Below are 23373 nucleotides of genomic sequence, written 5' to 3' on the forward strand. Positions count from 1 at the left end.
CATCCTGACCGCGAGACTCCAAATGGGCGACGAGACTGCGCCTGTGGGCTGCAGTCTCGTCGCGGAGTTGCAGTCTCGCGGTCATGGCGCGGTCATGGCCGGGGGAGGAAGGAGCGCGGGGACCGTGGATGACGAGCGCGGAGGAGACGCGGCGTGCTGGCTCTCGAAGGTGTGCCCCGAGTGCGGCGCGCTGTTGGATGACCCGGCCGCACCCTGCTGGCGCTGCGGGCTCAGGCCGGGCGAGGATCCGTCCGCCTGAGGTCGTGGCATGAGTGCGTCCTACCGCGAGACTCCAAATGGGCGACGAGACTGCGCGCGAGGCCTGCAGTCTCGTCGCGGAGTTGGAGTCTCGCGGAAGAGAGAGGGGCAAGAAGGGGGCGAGGTCAGGCGGCCTCGAGCTCGTGGGCGTCCAGGATCGTGTAGCTGTAGCCCTGCTCCGCGAGGAAGCGCTGGCGGTTCTGCGCGTAGTCCTGATCGACCGTGTCGCGGGCGATCAGCGTGTAGAAGCTCGCCGTGTGCCCCGACTGCTTGGGGCGCAGCAGGCGTCCGAGCCGCTGCGCCTCCTCCTGTCGGGAGCCGAAGGATCCGGAGACCTGGATCGCGACCGAGGCCTCCGGCAGGTCGATCGAGAAGTTCGCGACCTTCGACACCACGAGCAGCTCGATCTCGCCCTCGCGGAACTGGCGGTACAGCGCCTCGCGCTCGTCGACGGGGGTGGCCCCGGTGATCGACGGCGCGTTGAGCGCCTGGGACAGCTCCTCGAGCTGGTCGAGGTACTGCCCGATCACGAGGATGCGCTCCCCGGGGTGCTTCGCGATGAGCTCGCGCACGGCGGTGATCTTGGCCGGCGCCGAGGCGGCGAGGCGGTAGCGCTCGTCGTCCGTTGCGGCGGCGTACTCGAGCCGGTCGTCCGGCGGCAGGTCCACTCGCACCTCGTAGCAGGCGGCGGGGGATATGAAGCCCTGCGCCTCGATCTGCTTCCACGGCGCGTCGAAGCGCTTCGGCCCGATGAGGCTGAACACGTCGCCCTCACGGCCGTCCTCGCGCACGAGCGTGGCGGTGAGGCCGATCCGACGCCGTGCCTGCAGGTCGGCGGTGAGCTTGAACACCGGAGCGGGCAGCAGGTGCACCTCGTCGTAGACCACGAGTCCCCAGTCCATCTCGTCCAGCAGCGACAGGTGCGCGTACTGGCCCTTCCGCTTCGCGGTGAGGATCTGGTAGGTCGCGATCGTGACCGGCTTGACCTCCTTCACCTGCCCGGAGTACTCGCCGATCTCCTCGGCGGTCAGGCTGGTGCGCTTGATGAGCTCGTCGCGCCATTGCCGTGCCGAGACGGCGTTCGTGACGAGGATGAGCGTGGTGGTCTTGGTCGCGGCCATCGCGCCGGCGCCGACGATCGTCTTGCCGGCGCCGCAGGGGAGCACGACGACGCCGGATCCGTCCTTCGAGAACGCGTCGACCGCATCCTGCTGATAGGGCCGCATCGTCCAGCCGTCTTCGGCCAGGGTGATCTCGTGCGGGGTGCCCGGTGTGTAGCCGGCGAGGTCCTCGGCGGGCCAGCCGATCTTCAGCAGCTCCTGCTTGATCTGCCCGCGGGCCCAGGCGTCGATGACGTAGGTATCGGGGGAGGGGTGCCCCACGAGCAGCGGCTGGATCCGCTTGTTCCCGGCGACCTGGGTGAGCACGGCGGGGTCGGTGGAGCGCAGGATGAGGAGGCCCTCGTCGTCCCGCTCGATCACGAGCCTGCCGTAGCGGTTCACGGTCTCGCGGATGTCGACCGACACGGACGGCGGCACCGGGAACCGCGACCAGCGGTCCAGGGTCTCCAGCATGTCCTCGGCCGTGTGCCCGGCCGCGCGCGCGTTCCACAGTCCCAGCCGGGTGACCCGGTAGGTGTGGATGTGCTCGGGCGCGCGCTCCAGCTCGGCGAAGATCGCGAGTTCGTGCCGGGCGCTCTCGGCGTCGGGGTGCGCGACCTCGAGCAGTACGGTGCGGTCGCTCTGGACGATCAGCGGGCCATCAGACATAGCGGATCAGTCTACCGGTCGTCCCGGGGAGCGGGCGCCCGCCACCGGGCGCGGTCGTCGCGGGGCACCCTCGAACCGCGCGGCCGACGGGGCCGCATCAGGATCCGGGGTCCTCGATCGCGCGGGTGGAGAGGATCGAGCGGATGGGCAGGGTGCGCTCGACGTCGCTCGCGCGATCGCGGCCGCGCAGGCGTCCGCCGCCGAAACCGGTCACCTCGAGCACGAGCTCCCGTGCCGTGCCATCGGGCATCGCCACCTCGACGGCGAGCACGGCGCGCTGCTTCGCGGCGTGCTCGAGCTCGCGCTCCAGCCAGGCGGCGTCCGCGTCGCCTTCACGGGCCTCGCGCAGATGCGCGAGGAGCGCCTCGTAGCGCTGCGTGTCGGAGGGCGGCGCGGGTGCGCTCTCCGCGGTGGTGCGCACCGGACGCTCGACGGCCCCTTCCGCATCCACGAGGGCGGCGGGGTAGTGCTCATCGGTGAGCGCCCAGAACACGGTGTCGCGGTTGACGCGCGTGGTCAGCACGATGCCGTCCTCCGCGCTGTCCTCGGGGACGAGCCCCAGCGGACGCAGGGCCTGATCCACGCCGATCGCCTGCAGCAGGTGCGGGTCGCGGCTGCGTACGCGGGTGCGCCCGGTCTCCGCGTCCGTGCCCACCTGCACCTGGCCGTGCCTGCTCGCGCTCTGCGCCAGCAGGTAGCGCAGCGGCTGAGGCACGCCGGTGAGCGAGATCTCCTCGAGGAACGCCAGGACGCCGTCCTCCGTCTCGCCGGCGGACAGCGCCGTGCTGAGCGAATCGGCGGTGAAGCGGTAGGAGGAGGCCTGGCTGGCCGACTCCCGCGCGGCCATGCCACGGAGCCGCAGGTCGAGGGCGGGCAGCAGGGGCCCCGGTGCGATCGCGGTGAGGTCGTTCTGCAGGAAGATCCGATCGACCTCTGCGGGAACGTAGGCGGCGAGGGCGGCCGGATCCGGATCCGCTCCGCGCCGCGGCGCCTCGGCCCACGGGGTCTCGAGAGCCTCGGGGCTCGCGCGCTCGTCCATCACGAGGCCGAGCAGCCGCGCCTGCCGGAGCAGGGCGCCGGTACGAGCGGGCCAGGCGGAGTCCCAGGGGTGCTCGTCCGCCCATGCCCGCAGCGGGATCCAGCCGCCGTCCGCGGTCCGCAGCACATCGGGGAGTGCGTCGCGGAAGCCGGAGACCAGCTGCGACCACCGCTCCGGGCCGGGGAGCCGGAGCCATGCCGCGCCGGCGGCGGAGAGGAGCAGGGTGCGATCGATCGGCCGGAGCAGGCCGGCGGCCGTGCCGACCGCCAGCACGTCGTCGAGGAGCGCCGGGTCGTCGGGGAGGCCGCGTTCGCTCAGCCGGCGCTTCTCGGAGAGGCCGACCGTGCCTCCGGCGAGCAGCGCGAGCGGCCCCTCTTCGGCGAGGAGCAGAGCGTCGGCGAGGGTGGCGACCGTCGTGAACGCTCGTTCGGCCGCCCGGGCCGCCGAGGGCTCCTCGGCGTTCCCGGCGAGGGCGCCGGATGCCGGGGCGGCCTCGACCGCTGCGGCCGGTGCATCGCGTCCGGCGACCGCGGCCGCCACCGACGGCGGCAGCGTCGCACCCGAGGGCGAGAGGAGCGCGAGCGAGCGGAGGGCCTCCGCGACGGGACCGGGATCCGCGCCGGATGCCGCTGCCACGAGTCCGCGGGCCTCGGCGCGGGTCAGCCGCGGCAGGATGCGCATCAGAGATGACGGATCGAGCAGCGCCTCCGCGGCGTCGAAGAAGTCGTTCCAGCCGGCTTCGGGGCGCACCTCTCGACGACCGAAGAGCGCGGCGAGTTCCTCGTCGGTGCGCGCGGACAGCGCCTCGGCGAGAAGGCGCGCATGGGTGCTCATGGGGAGAACAGCTCGCGGCGGCGTCAGGAGCGCCGCGCCGCGCGGCCTCTCCGCACGAAGCTCATGATGAGCAGCACGACGATCATCACGAAGGCGATCGGCAGACCCCAGAACGGGAAGACCCCGACGACCGGCCACGCGCCGTGCGCGAAGTCGGCCTGCTTCATCCCCACCGCGGTCGCGATGATGATCACGAAGAAGCAGATCACGGAGAGTGCGGCCAGCGTCAGCGCGCCGAACGTCAGGAACCGATCGATCCGGCGGATCTCGGGCTCGGGGGCAGGCTGCCGAGTGCTCATCCGTCCCAGCCTACCCGCTCCGTGACCGGTAGGCTGGTGGGGTGCGGGGCTTCCGCACGCGTCCCGATCGGATCCGCACGGATCCGGCGCCCGAGTAATGCAGCGAGGTTCTCCCATGCCCACCGGCAAGGTCAGGTTCTACGACGACGAGAAGGGGTTCGGCTTCATCACCACCGATGACGGCCAGGACGTCTTCCTGCACGCCACGTCCCTCCCCGCCGGGTCCGCGGTCAAGGCCGGCACCCGAGTCGAATTCGGTGTCGCCGACGGCAAGCGCGGTCTGCAGGCGCTGTCCGTACGCGTACTCGAGGCTCCCGTGAGCCTCGCGAAGACCAAGCGCAAGTCCGCGGACGACATGGCCGTGATCGTCGAGGACCTCGTGAAGCTGCTCGACGGCATCGGCGGGGATCTCCGCCGCGGCCGCTATCCCTCGTCCAGCCACGGCCGCAAGATCGCCGCCGTGCTGCGAAACGTGGCCGAGGACTTCGATGCCTGAGAGCGATGGCACCGGCGCCCAGCCGGTCGAGCCGGGGCAGACCGCGGCCGAGACGATCGCGCCCGCGGTCGAGGAGCGCTTCTCGATCGATGAGCCCGTTGCCGCCCCGTTCGTGAGCGAGCGCCTGCTGGGCGCGCGCGATCTCGCGCTCGCCGCTCTGCACGAGATCACCCCCGCAGCGTCCGTGGGGCCGGCCGCCGGCTACCTCCCCGAGGTCGACGGCGTGGTCTCGCTGCGCTTCGAGAACAGGCTCGGCGGCTATCCGGGCTGGTACTGGACCGTGTCCGTCGCCCAGGTCGGCGACGAGGAGCCGACCGTGCTGGAGGCCGAACTGCTGCCGGGCGACGGCGCCCTGCTCGCGCCAGAGTGGGTGCCGTGGGCCGAGCGTCTCGCCGACTACCGCGCGCACCAGGCCGAGCTCGCCGCTTCGGCCCAGCACGACGCGGAGGCGAGCGGATCCGATGAGCTTCCCGGCGATGACCTCGAGGAGGGATCCGACGTCGACGACATCGACGACGACGATCTCGACGAGGACGAGCTCGACGAGGATGAGCTGGACGACGACGAGGCGGCGCCGCGTCTGCACGCCGGCGACCTCGACGGCGTGGACATCGATGAGCTCGACGACTCGTCGGACGACGACGATGACTCGGACGACGAGGATGACTCGGACGAGGACGACTCCGATGACGAGGACGACTCCGATGACGACTCCGACGATGAGGACGACGACTCCGAAGAGGAGTGAGCATCCGTCCCCTCGGGCAGCGCCCGGGTGAGACTCGATACGAGAGAAGGCGCCCCCTGCCGGGGGCGCCTTCTCTCGTATCTCAGCCGGGGCTCAGGAGCCCTGGTGCTCCAGCACGTAGTCGATCGAGCGGATGAGCTGGCGCACATCGTCCGGCTCGATCGAGACGAAGGTCGCGATGCGCAGCTGGTTGCGGCCGAGCTTGCGGTACGGCTCGGTGTCGACGATGCCGTTCGCGCGCAGCGTCTTGGCGACGGCCGCCGCGTCGACCGAATCGTCGAAGTCGATCGTGGCGACGACGGGGGAGCGGTCTGCGGGGTCGGCGACGAACGGCGTCGCCACGGCGCTCTCCTCCGCCCAGCGGTACAGCTCCTGGGAGGACTCGTTCGTGCGTGCGGCGGCCCAGGCGAGTCCGCCGTTGCCGTTGATCCACTGCAGCTGCGAGTCGAGCAGATGCAGCGTGGTCAGGGCAGGGGTGTTGAGCGTCTGCTCGAGACGGGAGTTGTCGACCGCGTTCTTCAGGCTGAGGAACTCGGGGATGTAGCGTCCGGACGCGGCGATCCGCTCGATCCGCTCGACGGCGGCGGGCGACACGGCAGCGAACCAGAGACCCCCGTCGGATCCGAGGTTTTTCTGCGGGGCGAAGTAGTAGACGTCGGTCTCGGTCACGTCGAAGTCGATCCCGCCTGCGGCGCTGGTCGCGTCGATCACGGTGAGCGCGCCGTCCGCGGCGACCCGGCGGATCGGGGAGGCGACACCGGTCGAGGTCTCGTTGTGCGGCCAGGCGTAGACGTCGATGCCCTCGACGATCTCGGCCGCCGCGCGCGATCCGGGCTCGGCATTGCGCACATCGGGCGCCTGCAGCCACGGTGCCGCCGCCGCCTTCGCGAACTTTCCGCCGAACTCGCCCGAGACGAGGTTTTGCGCGCGGTTCTCGATGAGACCGAAGGCAGCCGCATCCCAGAACGCGGTGGATCCGCCGTTGCCGACGATGATCTCGTAGCCCTCGGGGAGGCGGAACAGGGCGGCGAGCTGCTCGCGGACGCTGCGGACGAGGTTCTTCACCGGCGCCTGGCGGTGCGAGGTGCCCAGCAGGCTCGACCCGACGGCGGCGAGTGCGCTCACCTGCTCGGGACGGATCTTGGACGGGCCGCATCCGAAGCGGCCGTCGACGGGCAGAAGTTCGCGGGGAATCTCGATCGCCATGCACAGATTCTAGGTGCCGTCGAGAGGGCGACCCTGCCCGTGTGACACCGTGCGACGGGCTCTGCGTCGTCGCACGGCGATCCTGCGCTGCCGGGCATGCGATGCCGCGTCGCGGTGCAGAGCCGGAGCATATCCGCAGAAGGTAGGCTTGCCTAACAGCAGGCGACCGCATCCGCGGCACGACAAGGGGGATCGATGGCAGATCTGATCGACACCACGGAGATGTACCTCCGCACCATCCTCGAACTCGAGGAGGAGAACATCGTCCCCCTGCGCGCGCGGATCTCCGAGCGCCTCGGGCACTCCGGTCCCACGGTGTCGCAGACGGTCGGTCGGATGGAGCGCGACGGCCTCGTCGTCGTCTCAGAGGATCGTCGCCTCGAGCTCACCGAGGCCGGGCGCCGCAAGGCGGTGGACGTGATGCGCAAGCACCGTCTCGCCGAGCGCCTGCTCTCCGACGTGATCGGCCTCGACTGGGCCTACGTGCACGAGGAGGCTTGCCGCTGGGAGCACGTCATGAGCGAGCAGGTGGAGCGCCGTCTGGTCGAGCTGCTGGGGCACCCCACCGAGTCGCCGTACGGCAACCCGATCCCCGGTCTGGACCAGCTCGGCGGCGCCCCGGCACGCACCTTCGACGAGGGCGTGATCGGCCTCGTCGAGCACATGAACACTGTCGGCACGCCCACCGAGGGCACGGTGCGCCGTCTCGCCGAGCCCGCGCAGGTGGATCCCGAGCTGCTGGAGCAGCTGCGCGATGCGGGCGTCGTCCCGGGTGCGCGTGGCCGGTTCCGCTTCAACGAGGGCTACGTGCTCATCGAGGTGGACGGGCAGGACGAGGGGCTCGAGCTCCCGGTCGAGCTCGCCTCGCACATCTTCCTGGTCGCCTGAGGGGCTCTGCGGCCGTCTGAGAGGCTCGCCGGCTGGACATCGCCTGTGTGCGCACCGCGGGATCCGCAGGAAACAGGCGTTCAGCGGATCCTTGGGGCAGCGTGACACGTTCGTGACTTTCCGGTAGCGTCGAGAGGGCCGTCGGCAGAAGCCCGTCGACGGACTCCACGGCGCTCGCCTCATCGGCCCGTCGCCGCCGTGGGAGACATGCGTCCGAACCCTGTGCGGACCGACCCGATCGACGACGGACCGGCGCCCGAGGCGCAGAGGCCGGAGGACAGACTTTGCCTGAGACCACGATCGAGACCACGAGCCAGACGAGCGCCGACGCCACCACGCGCCAGAAGGCCGCGACCCGGTCCAGTGCATTCGTGCGCCCTGTGCGGACCGTCGCCATCCTCGGTGCGGTCGGCGCCCTGGTCGCCGCGATCGCTCTCCCGGCGTTCGTCTCGACGAGCGGTGCGGCGGATGCCGCTCCGGTGACCACCGAGCAGCTGGCAGCAGGCAATGCGCAGTCGATCGTGGTCGCGTCCGAGGCCACACAGGCCCCGAGCACGCGCGGGCAGTTCACCGCGACCACTCCTGACGAGATCGAGAAGCGCAAGGCCGAAGAAGCCGCTGCAGCGCGGGCCGCTTCGGCTGCTGCTGCCGCCGCCGCGTCGACCGCGTCGACCAGCAGCTCCCGTCCGTCCCTCGCCGGCATGGCACTGGTCGCCCCGGGTTCCGGTGCAGTGCGCTACCCGGTCACCAGCTTCACCCCTGGCGAAGGCCCCGGCTCCGGTCGCGGCCACGAGGGCTGGGATATGATCGCCCCCGAGGGCACCCCGATCTACGCCGCCGCCGCCGGTACGGTGACGGCCTCGGCCGAGAGCATCGGCGGATACGGCGTCTCGATGATGATCATGAGCAATCTCAACGGCACCATGGTGGAGACCCGCTACGGTCACATGGTCTACGGCAGCCGCATGGTGGAGGCGGGCGACCAGGTCTCCGCGGGCCAGCTCATCGGTCTCGTCGGCAATACCGGCAACTCCTACGGATCCCACCTGCACTTCGAGGTGCGCATCGGCGGCTCGGTCATCGACCCCGAGCCCTGGCTCGCCGCGAACGCGGGCTGACCGGCATCCGCCGTCTCCGCCGGTCGCTCGGATCGGTCATCCCGGATCAGGGGGTGACAGATTCATCACGATCGGGTAACGTCGGGGAGGTCGCCGACGAGAAGCCCGTCGGCGATAACCTCGGCGGCCGCCTCCCGGCTCGTCACCGCCGTGGTCATCCTGATGTGCGTCGAAATCCCGACGTGCACGTGAATGCGGACGAGCCGACGCACGGCGCCGAGGCCTGGAGGAAGCCCTTGGCTGCAGAAATCGAACAGACCGAAACGTCCGTCGACACGCGAACCCCGAAGCGTGCGAAGAACCCGGTCTCCCGATCCGTGGTGCGCCCGATCCGCACCTTCGCGGTCCTCGCCGCGGTGGGAGCACTGGTGACCGCGATCGCCCTGCCCGCCCTCGCGACCGGCGCCGCACCTGCGACTGCCTCACCGGCGACCGCTCAGCAGATCGCCGCCGGCCACGCGCAGTCGATCGTCGTCGCGTCCGAGGCGACGGCCGTCGCCGGCACGCGCGGTTCCTTCACCGCGACGACTCCGCAGGAGATCGAGCAGAAGAAGGCGGAGGCGGCCGCCGTCGCCGCCGCCAAGGCCGCGGCGGAAGCCGCAGCCGCCAAGCCGACCGTCGCGTCGGTCCGCAGCAACATGGCGCCGATCGCGAATCCCGGGCAGGTCATCTACCCGATGGCGGCCGGCTCCTACACGCTGAGCGACGGCTTCGGCGCGGCCCGCAGCGGTCGCAGCCACATGGGCCAGGACTTCGCCGCGCCGATCGGCACTCCGATCTACGCAGCCGCCGACGGCTGCGTCACGATCTCCGAGAGCAGCTACGGCGGCTACGGCGAGACGATCGAGCTCGCTCACCCGGCGCTGAGCGGATCTGCCGCGATCTCCACGCTGTACGGGCACATGAACTACGGCAGCCGGGCTGTCGGGGTCGGTCAGTGCGTGACCGCCGGTCAGTACCTGGGCGAGGTCGGGAACACGGGCTGGGTGTCCGGATCCTGCCTGCACTTCGAGGTGCTCGTGAACAACACCGAGATCGACCCGCTCGCGTGGCTCCAGGTCAACGTCCGCTGATCCGACACGGCGTTCACCGGAAGTTCTCCGCGTCGTCGTCGAGGCATGGGTTAGCCTGATTCCGTCGTCGCAAGGGCGGAGGAACACGATGGGACGAATACCGAGCATCCGAACCACGGAAGCACTCGGTCGACTCGTTCTTCGGCATTGCCCGCAGGATCTGCACGGATCACCCGTGCGTTCACGGCGCTGTCTCTCGTAGACAGCGCCGTTTTCGTATCCTGCGGACCCTCCGTCTGCGCACGGTCGAGAGACCGGGAAGCCGTCCCGGTCGGATCGAAGGGATGCAGGATGCGCACACTGGTGCTCAACGCTGGGTACGAACCGCTCGCGGTCGTGTCGTTCAGACGCGCGATCGTGCTGGTCATGAACAAGAAGGCGTCCGTCGTCGAGTGCGCCGTCGACGATCCCGTCTGGGCGGCGAGCGGACGTTTCGAACGGCCCGCCGTGATCGTGCTGAGCCGTTACGTGCGGATGCCGAGAGCCCGGTACACGCCCGTCACGAGACGCGGAGTGCTGCGCCGGGACGGCAATCGCTGCGGCTACTGCGGGAAGTCGGCCTCCACCATCGATCACGTGCTGCCGCGCTCGCGCGGTGGCAAGAACTCCTGGGAGAACCTCGTCGCCTGCTGCCTGCGCTGCAACAACGTCAAGAGCGACCGCACCCCGCAGGAGATGGGCTGGGAGCTGCGGCTGACGCCCGCCCCGCCGCGGGGGACCGGTTGGACGGTGCGCGGATCCGAACGGGGCGACCCCCGCTGGGAGCCTTACCTGGCGATGGCGGCATAGAGCCGCGTGCGCTCGTTAGACTGGGAGGGCGCCTTCGTAGCTCAGTCGGATAGAGCGGCCCTCTCCTAAAGGGCAGGTCGCAGGTTCGAATCCTGTCGGGGGCACAAGCAGAAGAAGACCGCCCCGGAGGGGTGGTCTTCTTCTGCTTTGTCGACCGCGACAGGCGAATGGAGATGCGGAGCGCCGGCAAAACAGAAGGGACCGTCCCGCAGGACGGCCCCTTCTGTCATGCTTCGCGATCAGTGCGCGGCGCGGTACGCCTCGATCACATCGGCCGGAATGCGGCCGCGCTCGGAGAGCTTGTAGCCGTTGTCGCCGGCCCAGGAGCGGATCGCCGCGGTCTCCGGGTTGCGGTTCGGGCGCTTGGCCGCCGCGGACGGACGGCCGGCCGCCGCGCGCTGTGTGCGCCGACCCGAGGCGATGAACGGAGCGAGCGCCGCGCGCAGGTCTGCGGCGTGCGCGCTGGTCAGGTCGATTTCATAGGCGGAGCCGTCGAGCGAGAAATGCACGGTCTCGCCCTCGCCCACCTCAAGAACGGAACCGTCGATATCGTCGACGAGCTGATGAACGATTTTGCGTGCCATGGCGACAAATCTACGTGCAGGAATTGTCTATGGCAATGATTGGAATGCGGAATGTCATGAATGTCCCGGATCGATCAACTTCAATCCGACAATGCATCCCACCAGACCGAGGATCAACAGGATCCGGATCCAGGACACATCGGAATCGCCGGTGATCATGGCCCAGATGACGGTGAGCGAGGCTCCGATGCCGACCCACACCGCATAGGCGGTGGCGGTCGGGATCTCCCGCATCGCCCAGGCCAGCCCGAACATCGATGCGGCCAGGCCGATCACGAAGACGATGCTGGGCCAGAGCCGGGTGAACCCCTCGGCCTTGCCGAGGGCCGTCGCCCAGACGGCCTCGAGGACTCCGGAGATGATGAGCACGATCCACGCCATGGCGGGCCTCCTGAGAGCCAGTCTTTTCGCTGTCCGGGTACTGGCCCGCCTCGTCCGGGTGCGCAGTGCGCTGTGTCGAGACTACCGCGGCCGCCTGGGCAGGAGCAGGGCACCCCGGCTCACGGGATCAGCCCGTCCCTCCGCGCCCGCGCGACGGCGGCATGCCGGGTCGGGGCGTCGAGCTTCGCCATCGCCGTGCCCAGATACGCCTTCACCGTCGATTCGCGCAGTCCCAGCTCGGCGGCCACCTGTGCGTTGGTCTGCCCGAGGGCCGCGCAGCTCAGCACGTCCAACTCTCGCGGGGACAGGCGCACCTCGGAAAGGCGAGGGAGCGGTGAGGGTGCGGACAGGGCCAGCAGTCGCCGCTCGAGCTCTCCGAGGCGTTCGCGCACGGTCTCATCCGGCACGAGGGCGGCGATCGATCGCAGCTCGGCGAAACTCTCCCGCAGCTCCTCGCGGTGCGCGGGACTCAGCGCTGGTGGGGGAGTGGGCGCGCTCGCCGAGCGCAGGCGTCTCTCCACCTCCTCGCGGATGCGCAGTTCACCGGCGAGCGCATCGGCGATCTGCATCGCCGGGGCGGTGGTGATCCCACCCGCCGGCGGCTCCTCCCACGCTCCCGCGTACAGCACACCGCGCGGCCGCCCCGACACGATCACCGGGATCGCGAGCAGGGTGCGCAGCCCCTCGCCCAGGACGAAGCCGTCGTAGTCGTGCGTGATCTGCTGCGAGGCGCCGTAGTCGTGCGTCATGCGCGGGCGCAGTTCGATCATCGCGCGCCCGCCGAGCCCGCGCTGCGGCTGCACGCGGAGCCCCTCGAGGCTCCGCGTGCGGGAGCCGACGATCGCGGTGACGGGGACTTCGCCGCTGTCGAGCAGCCCGCCGAATGCGACAGGGAAACGGGTGCGCCGGATGAGCTCGCGCACCGCCTGCGCGACCAGATCCGCGTCGGATCCGACGGTCTCGAACGAGTTCACCCGACTACCAGCTTCCGGGGTGTCCGCCCCGTCGTTTTGTAGCGTCGACGCTATCACTCGGGCAGGTATGAGGGTGTGCCGGAGAATGCCGACGGGGCTGAGGGAGCCCGTGCCGGATCCGTCATTTCCCCTGCGTCCGGAACGTGCGGGTGCTGGCGCAATAGCGGCACAGCGACAGTGCCTCTCTGGAAAGGGAGAGCGTCCGCCCCAGCGGCCTACACGCCGGGGCGGACGTCGTGCACGGGACGGGCTCGGGCAGCCGCATCCGCCTCCAAGTCGAGGAGGTATCGCTTGCGTTCGGGATGCGCGCCGTACTCGCCGGGCGAGCCGTCCGCGCGCACCACGCGGTGCACAGGCACCACGATCGAGAAGGGTGTGTTCCTGCAAGCGGTCCCCACCGCCCTGGCGGCACCCGGACTGCCCGCCATCGCCGCGATCTCGCCGTAGCTCGCGCTCTCGCCCCAGGGGATCTCGCACACGGACTGCAGTGCGGCGCGGGTGAACCCGTTCGCGAGCCGCCAGTCCAGGGTGAACTCCCGATCGAAGCGGATCGGCTCTCCGGAGAAGTACGCGTGCAGAAGCTCGTCGATCTCCGCGCTCGCACCAGGATCGGGTTCCGGCACGGCGTGCAGCATCCGCGCGGTCGCCTCGAGCGCCCAGGGGGAGCCGCGGTGCATCCCCTCCGGCAGGTCGAACGCCACCAGCCCCTCGTCGGAGAACACACACAGCGCGTCCCCGAACGGGGTGTCGGCGAAGTCGTAGCGGTAGGTCATGCACCCATCCTCGGTCACCGCGTGCGCGCACGACGGCCGGATCCGCAATCGGTGCGAATAATCCGGAAAAGGCCCGCTGTGGAGGGGGAAAGCACCTGAATCCGGCGAAACCCAGTGGATCTGACGGTTCTGCCCATCCACCACGCCTAGTCTTTGTCGTGTGTGGCGACGTGACGGGAAGAACGCGGAGGAGAAGTCCGTGACGCCCGGCGACGTCGATGTGGCAGAGCCGGGCGTGCAGGCGGTGCACGCGGCGACGGCGGAACGGGCCCGTCTCAGGGCGGAAGCAGCAGAGCTCGGGGGTCCCTCGCCGCTGACCGCCTATCGCGACATCGCCGCGGGCGGGATCGACATCTCGCGCGCTCACCCCGGCAGCCTGCCGCAGTTCATCACGGGCCGTTCCACGCTGCTGTCCAACCTGTTCCGCGACGAGGTGGGGCTCCGCGGCGCTCGCCTCGCCGCCGACCGGATCACGGCGAAGAACACCGAGCTGCGCACCGTGCGCGGCCTCGATGCCGTGCACCTCGCGGTCGGCCTGTGCACCTGGCGGATCGGCGGCGTCGACTACGCCGCCCCGATGCTGCTGCGTCCGCTCGCGATCCGCCGGCACTACGCGGACTACGAGCTGAAGCTGCACGGGCAGTTCTTCCTCAACCCCGAGCTCGTGCGCATCGCGCGCGATCACTTCGGGATCACAATCGACGACGCCCGCCTCGCAGCGCTCGCCTACCAGAACGGCGTGTTCGCGCCGCAGCCGGCGATCGACATGCTGCGCGCGGCCACCTCATCCGTCGACACGTTCTCGGTGCAGCCGCGCATGATGGTGTCCACGTTCGCCGACGTCGGCACCGCGATGGCCCGCGACGCGCACGACCTCGACCACCCGATGCTCAACGCCCTGGCCGGCCACGCGGCCGACCGCGAGCGCGTCTCGGCGCCGGGACCGCAGCCGTCCACGGCCGGGCCCGATGACCGCGCCCCGGCTTCGGACAACCTCCTGCTCGATGCCGACAACGAGCAGGAGCAGGTGCTCGCCCGGATCGCGGCAGGACATTCCCTCACGGTCTCGACGCTCCCCGGAACCGGCGGGACGCAGACCGTGATCAACGCGATCGGCGAGCTGGTGCGCGCGGGCAAGCGCGTGCTCGTCGTCTCTCCCCGCCGCTCGACGCTCGACGGCGTGCGGCACCGCCTGAGCGGGATCGGGCTGGACGGGTTCGCCGTCTCGCCGGCCTCGGTGCGCCGGGATCTGGTGCGCGCGATCGGGCGCAACGAGAAGGCCGCGGCCCCCAAACTGGCCGAGATCGACGACGCCCTGCTGCGGCTGCGGACGGTGCTGCGCGACTACCGCCGCGCGCTGACCGAGACGGATCCTGCGCTGGGCGCGAGCGTGCTCGACGCGACCCGCATGCTCACCCGGCTGGCGCTGCTCCCGACGCCGCCGACCACGACGGCGCGGCTCGGACGCCCCGCGCTGCAGAACCTCGCGGAGGACCGCACGCACGCCGCCGAGGCGCTGGCGCAGGCCGCGCGGCTGGGGGAGTTCCGGTTCGGGCCCGACGACTCGCCCTGGTACGGGGTCGTGTTCTCCTCGTCGGACGAAGCGCACCGCGTGCACGCGCTCGCCGAGACCCTGCACGCGCGCACCGTGCCGGAGCTGCTCGAGCTGGGCTACGAACTCGTCGCCCAGACGCACATGCGCCCGTTCGCGACGATCACGGAGCTCGGCGAGTACCTGCGCCTGCTCCGGGGGATCCGCGACTCGCTCGACCACTTCACTCCTGCCGTGTTCGAGCGGCCGCTCGGGGAGCTCATCAAGGCGCATGGCAGCCGCCGGGACAGCGCGGCGATGACCGGCGCGAATCGTCGTCGGCTGCGCCAGCTCGCCAAGGAGTACGTGCGCCCCGGTGCGCACGTGGGAGACATGCACGACGCGCTCACGCGCATCCAGTCCCAGCGCACCGAATGGCAGCGCTATGTCGATGCCGGCGTCGCACCAGAGGTGCCGCTCGGACTCGCCGACGTGTCCGTCGCCTGGCGCGACGTCGATGCGCAGCTCGCCGAGCTCGACACGGCTCTGGGACGCCGCGAGCCGCTCGCGACGCTTCCGGTCGCGCGCCTGCTGCGCACGCTCGCCGGACTCGCAGCCAAGTCGGACGTCTTCGACAACCTCATCGAGCGCGCCCGCATCCGCGACGAGCTGGCTGGGCTCGGGCTCGAGCCGCTCCTCATCGACCTGTCCACCCGGCACCTCTCGGAGGATCGGGTGGGCGCGGAGCTGGAGTACGCCTGGTGGCAGTCCCTGCTCGAGCAGGCGCTGAGACAGAACCGCTCCCTGCTGGGGGCGAACACCTCGGTCGTCGACCAGCTCGAGCGCGACTTCCGCCTCGTGGACGAGGCGCACGCCGGGGCTGCCGGCCCGCTGCTCGCCTGGCAGCTGAGCGGCCAGTGGCGGATCTCGATCGTGGACGAGGCCGCGGAGGCGCAGAACCTCCGACACGGGCTCACGCAGCACCGCACCACGGTCGCCGAGCTCGTGGCCGCGGCCCCCACGCTCATGCGCGTGCTCGCGCCGGTGTGGATCGCCTCGCCCTATCAGGTGCCGGATCTGCCGGACTCCGTGGAGTTCGACGCCGTGATCCTCGTCGACGCCGCGGCGATCAACCTCGCGGAGGCGACGCCGGCGATCCGCCGCGCCCGTCAGATCGTCGCATTCGGCGACCCCGTGCTGCAGAAGCCGACCGCGTTCCAGGTCGCCACGATGCCCGCGGAGGACCGCGACGAGGAGGAGCCGTTCGACGACGTCTCGGTGTTCGAGCGCCTCTCCGAGCTGCTGCCCGTGGTCACGCTGACGCGCAGCTACCGCGCCGGCGGCGAGGATCTGGCCTCGCTCATCAACGACGCCTTCTACGGCGGCGAGATCGTGTCGCTGCCGTGGGCGGGGTCCTACCTCGGCCGCGGATCGCTGACGGTGGACTATGTCGAGGGCGGTGTGGGCATCCCGCACCCCGAGACGGGCGCGATGGAGAGTCCCGAGGCCGAGGTCGCGCGCATCGTGACGCTCGTGGTCGAGCATGCGGTGCACCGCCCCACGGAGTCGCTCATGGTCGTCACGGCCAGCCGCACGCACGCCGAGCGGGTCTTCGCCGCGGTGTCGATCGCCTTCGCGGGCCGCAGCGACGTGGCCGAGTTCGTCGGCAGGGACACGCAGGAGCCCTTCATCGTGCTGACGCTCGAGGAGGCCGCTGCCGAGAGCCGCGACCGCGTCGTCTTCTCGCTCGGCTACGGCGTCACCAAGCACGGCCGCGTGCTCAGCGATTTCGGCGACCTGTCTTCTCCCGACGGCGATCGCCTGCTCACGATCGGCATGACCAGGGCGCGTCGCTCGATGGTGATCGTGTCGTCGATCCGTCCGTCCTCGTTCGACGAGGGGCGCCTGGATCACGGCGCGGCCACGCTCATGTCGATCCTCGGCGATCTCGCCGGGCACGCCCGCGAGGAGCGCGCCGAGGACCAGGCGGATCCGCTGACCCTCGCGCTCGCCCGTGAGCTGCGCCGTATCGGGGTCTCGGTCGACGTCGACTACCGCGGTCTGCTGCCGCTCGTGGCGCAGCACGCCGGCAAGGCGGTCGTGATCGAGCCGGATCCGGAGTCGCGTGCCGAATCGCTCCGCGAGACCCTGCGGCTGCGCCCCCAGGTGCTGCGGCGGCTGGGATGGCACTACATCCGCGTGCACGCCTTCGATCTGTACAGCGATCCCGCCGGGGTCGCGCGCCGGATCGGCGAGGTGCTCGGGGTGCCCCTCGACGCACCGCGCGTGGACGGCGACACCCAGCCGCTCGATGTGGACGATGCCTGACGACGAACCGTCCGTGTCGCCAGAGCCGGCCGAGGCGGATTCCGCCGACTCGGGATCCCGGCAGCGCGTCGTGCGCGTGCGAGGGTCGCGCCGCGCGCGCCTGACACCCGCCCCCGGCACGCACGCCGAACCCGACGAGCGCGACCGCGAGTCCGGCGCCGGGGCCAAGGGCGCCTCGGGTCCGAACGACGCGGCGCTGCGCCGCGAGGTCCCGCCGCACTACTGAGGCGCCGGACGCGCGCCGACGACGACGCCCCGGTCGCCACGAGGGCGCCGGGGCGTCGGTGCTTCGTCCTGTCGCTGCGCTCCGCGCTCAGCAACCAGTCCGATCAGGCCGACTTCTGCTTCTCGAGCAGGTCGCGGATCTGGATGAGCAGCTCCTGCTCGGTCGGCACTGCTTCGGCGTCCTCGGGCAGGCCGGCCTTCGCCGCCTGGCGCTCCTTGAAGTGGTTCATGGGGACGACGAACACGAAGTAGACGACGAGCGCCACTGCGAGGAAGCTGATCACCGCGGTGATGAGGCCGCCGATCGGGAACGTGACCGGCTGGTTGTAGATGCCGTGGATCGTCGGGCCGAAGTTGCCATTCTTGTCCGGCTGGTAGAACAGGGCGACGATCGGGTTGATGATGCTGTCGACGATGGCAGTGACGACCGCAGTGAACGCGCCGCCGATGACGACCGCGACGGCCAGATCGATGACGTTCCCGCGAAGGATGAAGTCTTTGAAGCCCTTGATCATGCTTTTTCTCTCCCCTGAATGGTCGGCCTCAGGATCCAGAGGCCGGTGCGGAGGCGGGCGCAGGTGTGGCGCTCGCCGTCGATTCCGACTTCGATGATGCCCCCGTCGAGGAGGAAACCCCAGATCCCGCACGCGAGTCGGTGCGATAGAAGCCCGAGCCGTTGAAGGTCACGCCGATCGATCCGTACTCCTTGCGCAGGCGGCCCTGACATTCGGGGCACTCGGTGAGGGTGCTGTCGGAGAACGACTGCACGGCGTCGAAGCGGTGCCCGCAGGCGGTGCAGGCGTAGGAGTAGGTGGGCATGGGGCCTCGCAGGTCTCGGTTCGGAGGGTCAGGTCAGAGGGAAGACGACGGTGCGCAGCGGCGTGACGGCGCCGGTGACCGGCTGATCGTGCACGTCGTGGGGCACGTCGTCGAGGATCTCGGAGTCGAAGACGACGGCGTACACGGGAGGGCACTTCTGCATCGAGCCGAGCGTGCGGTCGAAGTAGCCGCGTCCCCAGCCCATCCGCATCCCGGTGCGGTCGACGGCGGCTGCAGGGATCAGCAGCAGATCCACCTCGTCCAGCGCCATCGGGTTGAGGATCTCGCCGGTGGGCTCCGGCAGCCCGTGCAGACCCATCGTGATCTCCTCGTCGGATCCGGCCACCGCCCAGTCGAGCAGGCCGTCCTCGCGGGTGATCGGCAGCAGCACCCGGATGCCCCGGGTGAGAGCCGCGCGGATGAACGCGCGCGTGCCGGGCTCGGTCGTGGTGGAGAGGAAGCAGGAGATCGAACGAGCGCCGGTCGCGGCGATCAGTTGGTCGAGTCGCGCCGTGAGGGCGGTCTCGGCGGCGGCGCGCTGCTGGTCCGACAGCAGGTTGCGGCGCTCGCGCAGATCGGCGCGCAGCGCGCGCTTCGCATGGTCGATATCGCCCGGCATGGCCTCGATTCTACCGGGGAGCCGCTGAGCCCGCTCCAGCCCGAAGTCGCTCCGCGCCCGTAAGCTGAGCAGATGACGAAGGCACGCATCAAGGCGGTCATCCCCGCGGCCGGCCTGGGCACGCGCTTCCTGCCCGCGACGAAGGCGATGCCCAAGGAGATGCTCCCCGTCGTCGACAAGCCCGCGATCCAGTACGTGGTCGAGGAGGCCGTGGCGGCGGGCATCGACGACATCCTCGTCATCATCGGCCGCAACAAGAACGCGATCTCCGATCACTTCGACCAGATGCCGGAGCTCGAGGGCAAGCTGACTCAGAAGGGCGATCACCGCCGGCTCGCCCGCGTCGTCGCGTCCAGCGACATGGCCGACATCCACTACCTGCGCCAGGGCGAGCCCAAGGGCCTCGGACATGCGGTGCTCCGCGCCCGCACGCATGTCGGAGACAGCTCCTTCGTCGTCCTGCTCGGCGACGACCTCATGGATGAGCGCGACCCGCTGCTGACCGCGATGATCGCCGAGCACGAGCGGAGCGGCGCGGCGGTGATCGCGCTCATGGAGGTGGATCCCGACCAGATCCACCTGTACGGCACGGCTGATCCCGACGGCATCCCGGAGGGGGCGTCGGACGATGTCCGGCGCGTCACGGGGCTGGTCGAGAAGCCCACGCGCGAGGAGGCGCCGTCGAACCTCGCGGTCATCGGCCGTTACGTGCTGCCGCCCTCGATCTTCGAGATCCTCGAGCGCACGCCGCCGGGCAAGGGCGGAGAGATCCAGCTCACCGACGCGCTGCAGGAGTTCGCAGCGGATCCCGACGGTCCCGGCGTGCACGGCGTGATCTTCCGCGGACGACGGTATGACACCGGCGACCGGCTGGAGTACATCAAGGCGATCGTGCAGCTCGCCGCGGACCGCGACGACCTCGGGCCGGACCTGCGAGTCTGGCTCAAGGAGTACACGGAGAGGATCTGAGCGGAACGTGGACGTCTCGGCACCGATGCGGCACGGACCGGTCGAGCTGCGGCTCATCCGGGCCAAGGACGCGCGCTCGCTGCAGCACGAGCTGATCACCAACCGGCGCTGGCTGCAGCCGTGGGAGGCCACGCTGCCCGGCCTGCAGACGGGCATCGACATGCGGGTGAGCATCCGGCGCCTGCTGCAGCAGTACCGTGACGGCACCGGCTATCCGTTCGTGATGGAGTACGACGGCAAGATCGCGGGTCAGCTCAACATCTGGGGCGTCATGCGTGGATCCCTGTGCTCCGCGACGATCGGCTACTGGGTGAGCGAGCGCTTCGCGGGGCACGGGATCACTCCCGCCGCCGTCGCGATGGCGACCGACCTCGCGTTCAACGAGCTGGGGTTGCACCGGATCGAGATCTGCCTGCGGCCGGAGAACCGGCCGAGCCTGCGGGTCGTGCAGAAGCTCGGCTTCCGCTATGAGGGGATGCGCCGTCGGTTCATCCACATCGACGGCGACTGGCGCGACCACCTCGCGTTCTCGCTCGTGCGCGAGGACGTGCCGGAGGGCGTGCTGAGCCGCTGGGCGTCGGGGCGCGTCCCCGCGGACTGGGGAGCGGTGCCGGCGACGGATCTGCCCTCGACCGCAGCGCTGGGCGATGCCGGCCTGCCGGGCGATGCGGGGCTGCATCGCGAGCGCGGGATGCAGGGCTGACTTCGGTTCGCACGAGCCGGGGATGCGTCGAGGCCCCCTCGCAGCGTCGGTGCCCCTCCGTAGGTACGTGCGTGCGAGGGGGCGTGGGCGCTGCGAGGGGGCCTCGACGACAGTAGGCGCGCATGCGCGCCACACGTGGCGCACGCCGGGCTCGCCACCGGGTCCAGGCTGACGGCGGTCCGCACTTCGCACGAGCCTGGGATGCGTCGACGCCCCCTCGCAGCGTCGGTGCCCCTCCGTAGGTACGTGCGTGCGAGGGGGCGTGGGTGCTGCGAGGGGGCGTCGGCGACAGTCGGCGTAAGTGGGCTCGGCGTGCCGGGCGGGCGCTCAGCCCTCGGCGGGCTCGGGCACGGCCTCGGGGACGGGGCGGCGGATCCCGATCCACGACACGATCCCGCCGATCGTGAACAGGGCGGCGGTGACCCAGGTCGCGCTGTGGAAGCCGGCGAGGTTCAGGGTTCCGCCGACGATCGTGGAGAGCATCGCGACCACGAGCAACCCGGCCACACGGGAGACGGCGTTGTTGACGGCGGAGGCGATGCCGGACCGGCTCTCCTCGATGGATCCGAGGATCGCCGACGTGAGAGGGGCGACGGTCAGCGAGAGGCCGATGCCGAGGACGATCATCGCCGGCAGCACCTGCCACCAGTAGTCGAAGTGCTCCGAGACGAGGAGCAGCAGGAGCGCACCCGCCGCCATGACCAGGGGGCCGGCCGCCATGAACAGCCGGGGCCCCAGCTTGCCCGCCAGCCGGCCGACGCGCGAGCTGAGCAGGATCATCAGGATCGTGATCGGCAGGCTCGCGAGGCCCGCCTCCGTGGCCTTGAGCCCGGCGCCCTGCTGCAGGTACACGCCGATCACGAAGCCGTTCAGCGACAGTGCGGCGTAGACGAAGAGCGTCGACAGGTTGCCCCACGCGAAGTTGCGCACGCGGAACAGCGACAGCGGCATGAGCGGGTGCGGGCGGCGCTGGCGCAGTAGGAAGAAGATCAGCAGCGCGGCGCCGCCGATCGCGGTGATGAGGATCACGGGGGAGCCCCAGCCCTGGTGCGGCTGCTCGATGAGCGCGTAGACGACGCCGCCGAGGCCGATGGCGCAGAGCGCTCCGCTGAGCCAGTCCACCTGCGTGGTGCGCTCGTGCTCTGGCAGGCGGAGTCGGCCGAGGAGCACGAGGGTGACGCCGATGGGAAGCACGTTGATCAGGAACACGAAGCGCCAGGAGAGCAGATCCACGAACAGCCCGCCGAGCAGCGGTCCGACCAGCTGCGCGGCCGTGGTGAAGGCCGTCCACACCCCGATCGCCCTGGACTGCACCTCGCCGCGCATGACGGCGGTGATGAGCGCGAGCGAGCTCGGCACGAGCAGCGCACCCGCAGCCCCCTGTGCGGCGCGCGCGACGATCAGCACCAGGGGAGTGGGGGCGACCGCGACGGCGACCGATGCGATCCCGAACGCGATGAGCCCGATCCGCATCACCAGCACCCGTCCGTAGGCGTCGGAGACGGATCCGGCGAGCAGGATCAGGGCGCTGAGGGTGATGAGATAGGCGTCGACCGCCCACTGCTGCGTGGTGATGCCACCGCCCAACTCGCGGCTGATCGCGGGCAGAGCGACCGTGACCACGGTGCCGTCGAGGAACGTGACGAACGATGCGAGCACGGCGACCGAGATGACGAGCCGCTGCAGAGGGGTGAACGAGGCCACGAGCCCGACCCTACTCGCCGGTGGGGACATCGGGGCCGATGCAGGGGGTGGCGGGAGCCTGCATCCGGCCTGCGTGGGGTCGGCGTGCGCGTGTCGGCACGGTCGCGAGCGGCCTGTCGCATACCGTGGAGGGCATGAACGGGCCGGTGCTGAGCGGGGGCGTGATCGTCCTGGTCGCGGCGCTGCTGTGGCTGCTCTATTTCCTGCCTTCGTGGCGGGGGCAGCACCAGTACGACGCCGCCGAGCGCAATGCGCTGCGCCTGAACCGCGCCCTGCGCGTGCTCGCGGAGACCAGCGAGGCGCCCCGCGAGGTGGAGCTCGAGCTGAACGCCCGCACCGCGCTCGCGCAGCAGAAGCTGGCCAGGCGACTGCAGACGGACCGCGAGCAGGCGGATCTGCAGCGGCTGCGCGAGCAGCTCGCCGCCACGCACGCCGATCCTGCTTTCCGTCGCGCGCGCGCCCGTCGCCGGACCCGGCTCACCGCAACGGTGCTCTTCGTCCTCGCGCTGGGTGCGGTGGGCGTCGGCGTCTGGCAGCTGATGGCCGCCGGATCTTCCTTCCTGCTCTGGGCCGGCGGCGCGGTCGCGCTGCTCGCCCTGCTCATGCTGCAGCGGATGGCGGCGGTCGCCCGTCGCACCGCTCGGCGTGCGGCGCGCCTGGTGGCGCAGCCCGAGGCGAAGGACATGCCGGCCAGGGAGGCGGAGCTGCACGATCAAGGGCCACGCACCTGGACGCCGCGCACGCTGCCGGAACCCCTCGTCTCGGTCGCCGGTTCCCGCGCGCACGCGGCCCGCGCCACGATCGACGCCCAGACCCTCGCCCGCGAGGCGGCCCGCGCCGCGGAGCTGCAGCGCAAGGCCGATGAGCTCGCTCCGCCGGCGCCCGCGGAGCTGCCCGCTCCGGCCGTCGCGCAGGACTCGCCGTATGCGCGCATGGGCTACGTCGACGACGCCGAGATCGAGGCGCACGTGCGCCAGCTGCTCGCCCAGCGCGCCGCGGGCTGAGCGGATCCGACACGCCCGGCGGGCGCCGTGACGGCCGCCGATGCCGAGTGCGCCCGCATGCCCGTGCTAGGCTGATCTGGTTCACGGGCCCATGGCGCAGTTGGTAGCGCGCTTCGTTCGCAATGAAGAGGTCGGGGGTTCGAATCCCCCTGGGTCCACCGGAACAGAAGGCCCCGAGCAGTCGCTCGGGGCCTTCGTCGTGTTGTCTGCACCTCCGCCGGCGTCGAGGCGAGGCGAGCTGA

The 23373-nt window shown here is 70.7% G+C and carries 23 protein-coding genes, 2 tRNA genes and 1 riboswitch; of the genes, 13 read left to right on the forward strand and 12 right to left on the reverse strand.

Annotated elements, in window-relative coordinates; all coding sequences use genetic code 11:
• Positions 1–383: 383 nt before the first annotated feature.
• The 3 genes from RS86_RS17235 to RS86_RS17245 all read right to left on the reverse strand — a co-directional run bounded on the left by RS86_RS17235 (position 384) and on the right by RS86_RS17245 (position 4199).
• Entirely contained in the window at positions 384–2027 is a 1644-nt protein-coding gene (locus RS86_RS17235) for a DNA repair helicase XPB (protein WP_045273482.1), read from the reverse strand.
• Between the two features lie 97 nt (positions 2028–2124).
• Positions 2125–3900: a helicase-associated domain-containing protein gene (locus RS86_RS17240; protein ID WP_045273483.1), complete on the reverse strand. Its 1776-nt coding sequence runs from the start codon at positions 3898–3900 to the stop codon at positions 2125–2127.
• A gap of 23 nt (positions 3901–3923) precedes the next feature.
• Positions 3924–4199, reverse strand: coding sequence for a hypothetical protein (locus RS86_RS17245; protein ID WP_045273484.1), 276 nt, complete (start codon positions 4197–4199; stop codon positions 3924–3926).
• A gap of 115 nt (positions 4200–4314) precedes the next feature.
• Between RS86_RS17245 and RS86_RS17250 the strand changes: the two genes are divergently transcribed.
• Together RS86_RS17250 and RS86_RS17255 are read left to right on the forward strand one after the other, a co-directional pair.
• Positions 4315–4695: a cold-shock protein gene (locus RS86_RS17250; RefSeq protein ID WP_045273485.1), complete on the forward strand. Its 381-nt coding sequence runs from the start codon at positions 4315–4317 to the stop codon at positions 4693–4695.
• A complete protein-coding gene (locus tag RS86_RS17255) occupies positions 4688–5443 on the forward strand; it encodes a DUF3027 domain-containing protein (RefSeq protein WP_082076861.1) in 756 nt (251 codons plus the stop codon). Before RS86_RS17250 ends, RS86_RS17255 begins: the two co-directional genes overlap by 8 nt.
• 93 nt (positions 5444–5536) lie before the next feature.
• On the opposite strand, the gene serC is transcribed toward RS86_RS17255, so the two are convergent.
• Positions 5537–6649: a phosphoserine transaminase gene (gene serC / locus RS86_RS17260; protein ID WP_045273486.1), complete on the reverse strand. Its 1113-nt coding sequence runs from the start codon at positions 6647–6649 to the stop codon at positions 5537–5539.
• Positions 6650–6844: 195 nt separating this feature from the next.
• Here serC and RS86_RS17265 point away from each other — a divergent pair, with 195 nt between their 5' ends.
• The 5 genes from RS86_RS17265 (at position 6845) to RS86_RS17285 (ending at position 10621) form a co-directional block, all read left to right on the forward strand.
• The gene (locus RS86_RS17265) at positions 6845–7537 is read left to right on the forward strand and encodes a metal-dependent transcriptional regulator (protein WP_045273487.1); all 693 of its coding nucleotides are present in this window, start codon (positions 6845–6847) and stop codon (positions 7535–7537) included.
• 284 nt (positions 7538–7821) lie between these two features.
• A complete protein-coding gene (locus tag RS86_RS17270) occupies positions 7822–8655 on the forward strand; it encodes a M23 family metallopeptidase (RefSeq protein ID WP_082076862.1) in 834 nt (277 codons plus the stop codon).
• Positions 8656–8891: 236 nt separating this feature from the next.
• Positions 8892–9728 carry a M23 family metallopeptidase gene (locus RS86_RS17275; RefSeq protein WP_082076881.1) on the forward strand — a complete coding sequence of 279 codons (837 nt, stop codon included), beginning with the start codon at positions 8892–8894 and terminating at the stop codon, positions 9726–9728.
• 291 nt (positions 9729–10019) lie between these two features.
• Positions 10020–10517 (forward strand): HNH endonuclease, encoded by a 498-nt coding sequence (locus RS86_RS17280; protein WP_045273488.1) that lies wholly within the window; start codon positions 10020–10022, stop codon positions 10515–10517.
• A gap of 30 nt (positions 10518–10547) precedes the next feature.
• A tRNA-Arg gene (locus RS86_RS17285) sits at positions 10548–10621 on the forward strand.
• A 135-nt stretch (positions 10622–10756) separates the two neighbouring features.
• Here the strand turns inward: RS86_RS17285 and RS86_RS17290 are convergent.
• The 4 genes from RS86_RS17290 to RS86_RS17305 all read right to left on the reverse strand — a co-directional run bounded on the left by RS86_RS17290 (position 10757) and on the right by RS86_RS17305 (position 13229).
• Positions 10757–11101 (reverse strand): histone-like nucleoid-structuring protein Lsr2, encoded by a 345-nt coding sequence (locus tag RS86_RS17290; protein WP_045273489.1) that lies wholly within the window; start codon positions 11099–11101, stop codon positions 10757–10759.
• 54 nt (positions 11102–11155) lie between these two features.
• On the reverse strand, positions 11156–11482 hold the full coding sequence (locus tag RS86_RS17295) for a DMT family transporter (protein WP_045273490.1): 327 nt from the start codon (positions 11480–11482) through the stop codon (positions 11156–11158).
• Positions 11483–11493: 11 nt separating this feature from the next.
• A riboswitch (guanidine-III (ykkC-III) riboswitch) is annotated at positions 11494–11558 on the reverse strand.
• A gap of 43 nt (positions 11559–11601) precedes the next feature.
• Complete coding sequence (locus tag RS86_RS17300) at positions 11602–12456, reverse strand: LuxR C-terminal-related transcriptional regulator (protein WP_045273491.1); 855 nt, start codon at positions 12454–12456, stop codon at positions 11602–11604.
• Positions 12457–12671: 215 nt separating this feature from the next.
• Positions 12672–13229, reverse strand: a complete 558-nt coding sequence (locus tag RS86_RS17305) for a methylated-DNA--[protein]-cysteine S-methyltransferase (RefSeq protein ID WP_045273492.1) — start codon at positions 13227–13229, stop codon at positions 12672–12674.
• Positions 13230–13389: 160 nt separating this feature from the next.
• Here RS86_RS17305 and RS86_RS17310 point away from each other — a divergent pair, with 160 nt between their 5' ends.
• Both RS86_RS17310 and RS86_RS17315 read left to right on the forward strand, forming a co-directional pair.
• A complete protein-coding gene (locus RS86_RS17310) occupies positions 13390–17088 on the forward strand; it encodes an ATP-binding protein (protein ID WP_045273493.1) in 3699 nt (1232 codons plus the stop codon).
• Entirely contained in the window at positions 17081–17314 is a 234-nt protein-coding gene (locus tag RS86_RS17315) for a hypothetical protein (protein WP_235281818.1), read from the forward strand. The genes RS86_RS17310 and RS86_RS17315 overlap by 8 nt, the downstream gene beginning before the upstream one ends.
• A 103-nt stretch (positions 17315–17417) precedes the next feature.
• Here the strand turns inward: RS86_RS17315 and mscL are convergent, their stop codons facing one another.
• From mscL to RS86_RS17330, 3 genes are read right to left on the reverse strand one after another with little or no spacing between them, the layout of a single operon-like run.
• On the reverse strand, positions 17418–17828 hold the full coding sequence (gene mscL, locus RS86_RS17320) for a large conductance mechanosensitive channel protein MscL (RefSeq protein WP_045273494.1): 411 nt from the start codon (positions 17826–17828) through the stop codon (positions 17418–17420).
• A 28-nt stretch (positions 17829–17856) separates the two neighbouring features.
• Complete coding sequence (locus RS86_RS17325; RefSeq protein WP_045273495.1) at positions 17857–18132, reverse strand: FmdB family zinc ribbon protein; 276 nt, start codon at positions 18130–18132, stop codon at positions 17857–17859.
• A 28-nt stretch (positions 18133–18160) separates the two neighbouring features.
• On the reverse strand, positions 18161–18751 hold the full coding sequence (locus RS86_RS17330; protein WP_045273496.1) for a 5-formyltetrahydrofolate cyclo-ligase: 591 nt from the start codon (positions 18749–18751) through the stop codon (positions 18161–18163).
• Between the two features lie 72 nt (positions 18752–18823).
• Between RS86_RS17330 and galU the strand changes: the two genes are divergently transcribed.
• On the forward strand, positions 18824–19720 hold the full coding sequence (gene galU / locus RS86_RS17335; RefSeq protein ID WP_045273497.1) for a UTP--glucose-1-phosphate uridylyltransferase GalU: 897 nt from the start codon (positions 18824–18826) through the stop codon (positions 19718–19720).
• Positions 19721–19745: 25 nt separating this feature from the next.
• Positions 19746–20423, forward strand: coding sequence for a GNAT family N-acetyltransferase (locus tag RS86_RS17340; protein ID WP_082076882.1), 678 nt, complete (start codon positions 19746–19748; stop codon positions 20421–20423).
• Between the two features lie 327 nt (positions 20424–20750).
• On the opposite strand, the gene RS86_RS17345 is transcribed toward RS86_RS17340, so the two are convergent.
• A complete protein-coding gene (locus tag RS86_RS17345; RefSeq protein ID WP_152642219.1) occupies positions 20751–22127 on the reverse strand; it encodes an MFS transporter in 1377 nt (458 codons plus the stop codon).
• A gap of 134 nt (positions 22128–22261) precedes the next feature.
• Here RS86_RS17345 and RS86_RS17350 point away from each other — a divergent pair, with 134 nt between their 5' ends.
• Complete coding sequence (locus tag RS86_RS17350; RefSeq protein WP_045273499.1) at positions 22262–23131, forward strand: hypothetical protein; 870 nt, start codon at positions 22262–22264, stop codon at positions 23129–23131.
• Between the two features lie 85 nt (positions 23132–23216).
• A tRNA-Ala gene (locus tag RS86_RS17355) sits at positions 23217–23289 on the forward strand.
• Positions 23290–23373 lie beyond the last annotated feature (84 nt).

Source organism: Microbacterium azadirachtae (genome assembly GCF_000956505.1).
Classification (GTDB): Bacteria; Actinomycetota; Actinomycetes; order Actinomycetales; family Microbacteriaceae; genus Microbacterium; species Microbacterium azadirachtae_A.

Bases quoted from the DNA above. Each gene is read 5' to 3' on its own strand.
- mscL (WP_045273494.1), bottom strand. From the start codon at position 17,828: ATGATCAAGGGCTTCAAAGACTTCATCCTTCGCGGGAACGTCATCGAT.
- RS86_RS17305 (WP_045273492.1), bottom strand. From the start codon at position 13,229: ATGACCTACCGCTACGACTTCGCCGACACCCCGTTCGGGGACGCGCTG.
- RS86_RS17235 (WP_045273482.1), bottom strand. From the start codon at position 2,027: ATGTCTGATGGCCCGCTGATCGTCCAGAGCGACCGCACCGTACTGCTC.
- RS86_RS17245 (WP_045273484.1), bottom strand. From the start codon at position 4,199: ATGAGCACTCGGCAGCCTGCCCCCGAGCCCGAGATCCGCCGGATCGAT.
- galU (WP_045273497.1), top strand. From the start codon at position 18,824: ATGACGAAGGCACGCATCAAGGCGGTCATCCCCGCGGCCGGCCTGGGC.
- RS86_RS17340 (WP_082076882.1), top strand. From the start codon at position 19,746: ATGCGGCACGGACCGGTCGAGCTGCGGCTCATCCGGGCCAAGGACGCG.
- RS86_RS17290 (WP_045273489.1), bottom strand. From the start codon at position 11,101: ATGGCACGCAAAATCGTTCATCAGCTCGTCGACGATATCGACGGTTCC.
- RS86_RS17315 (WP_235281818.1), top strand. From the start codon at position 17,081: ATGCCTGACGACGAACCGTCCGTGTCGCCAGAGCCGGCCGAGGCGGAT.
- RS86_RS17265 (WP_045273487.1), top strand. From the start codon at position 6,845: ATGGCAGATCTGATCGACACCACGGAGATGTACCTCCGCACCATCCTC.
- RS86_RS17350 (WP_045273499.1), top strand. From the start codon at position 22,262: ATGAACGGGCCGGTGCTGAGCGGGGGCGTGATCGTCCTGGTCGCGGCG.
- RS86_RS17295 (WP_045273490.1), bottom strand. From the start codon at position 11,482: ATGGCGTGGATCGTGCTCATCATCTCCGGAGTCCTCGAGGCCGTCTGG.
- RS86_RS17255 (WP_082076861.1), top strand. From the start codon at position 4,688: ATGCCTGAGAGCGATGGCACCGGCGCCCAGCCGGTCGAGCCGGGGCAG.
- RS86_RS17330 (WP_045273496.1), bottom strand. From the start codon at position 18,751: ATGCCGGGCGATATCGACCATGCGAAGCGCGCGCTGCGCGCCGATCTG.
- RS86_RS17280 (WP_045273488.1), top strand. From the start codon at position 10,020: ATGCGCACACTGGTGCTCAACGCTGGGTACGAACCGCTCGCGGTCGTG.
- serC (WP_045273486.1), bottom strand. From the start codon at position 6,649: ATGGCGATCGAGATTCCCCGCGAACTTCTGCCCGTCGACGGCCGCTTC.
- RS86_RS17240 (WP_045273483.1), bottom strand. From the start codon at position 3,900: ATGAGCACCCATGCGCGCCTTCTCGCCGAGGCGCTGTCCGCGCGCACC.
- RS86_RS17250 (WP_045273485.1), top strand. From the start codon at position 4,315: ATGCCCACCGGCAAGGTCAGGTTCTACGACGACGAGAAGGGGTTCGGC.
- RS86_RS17325 (WP_045273495.1), bottom strand. From the start codon at position 18,132: ATGCCCACCTACTCCTACGCCTGCACCGCCTGCGGGCACCGCTTCGAC.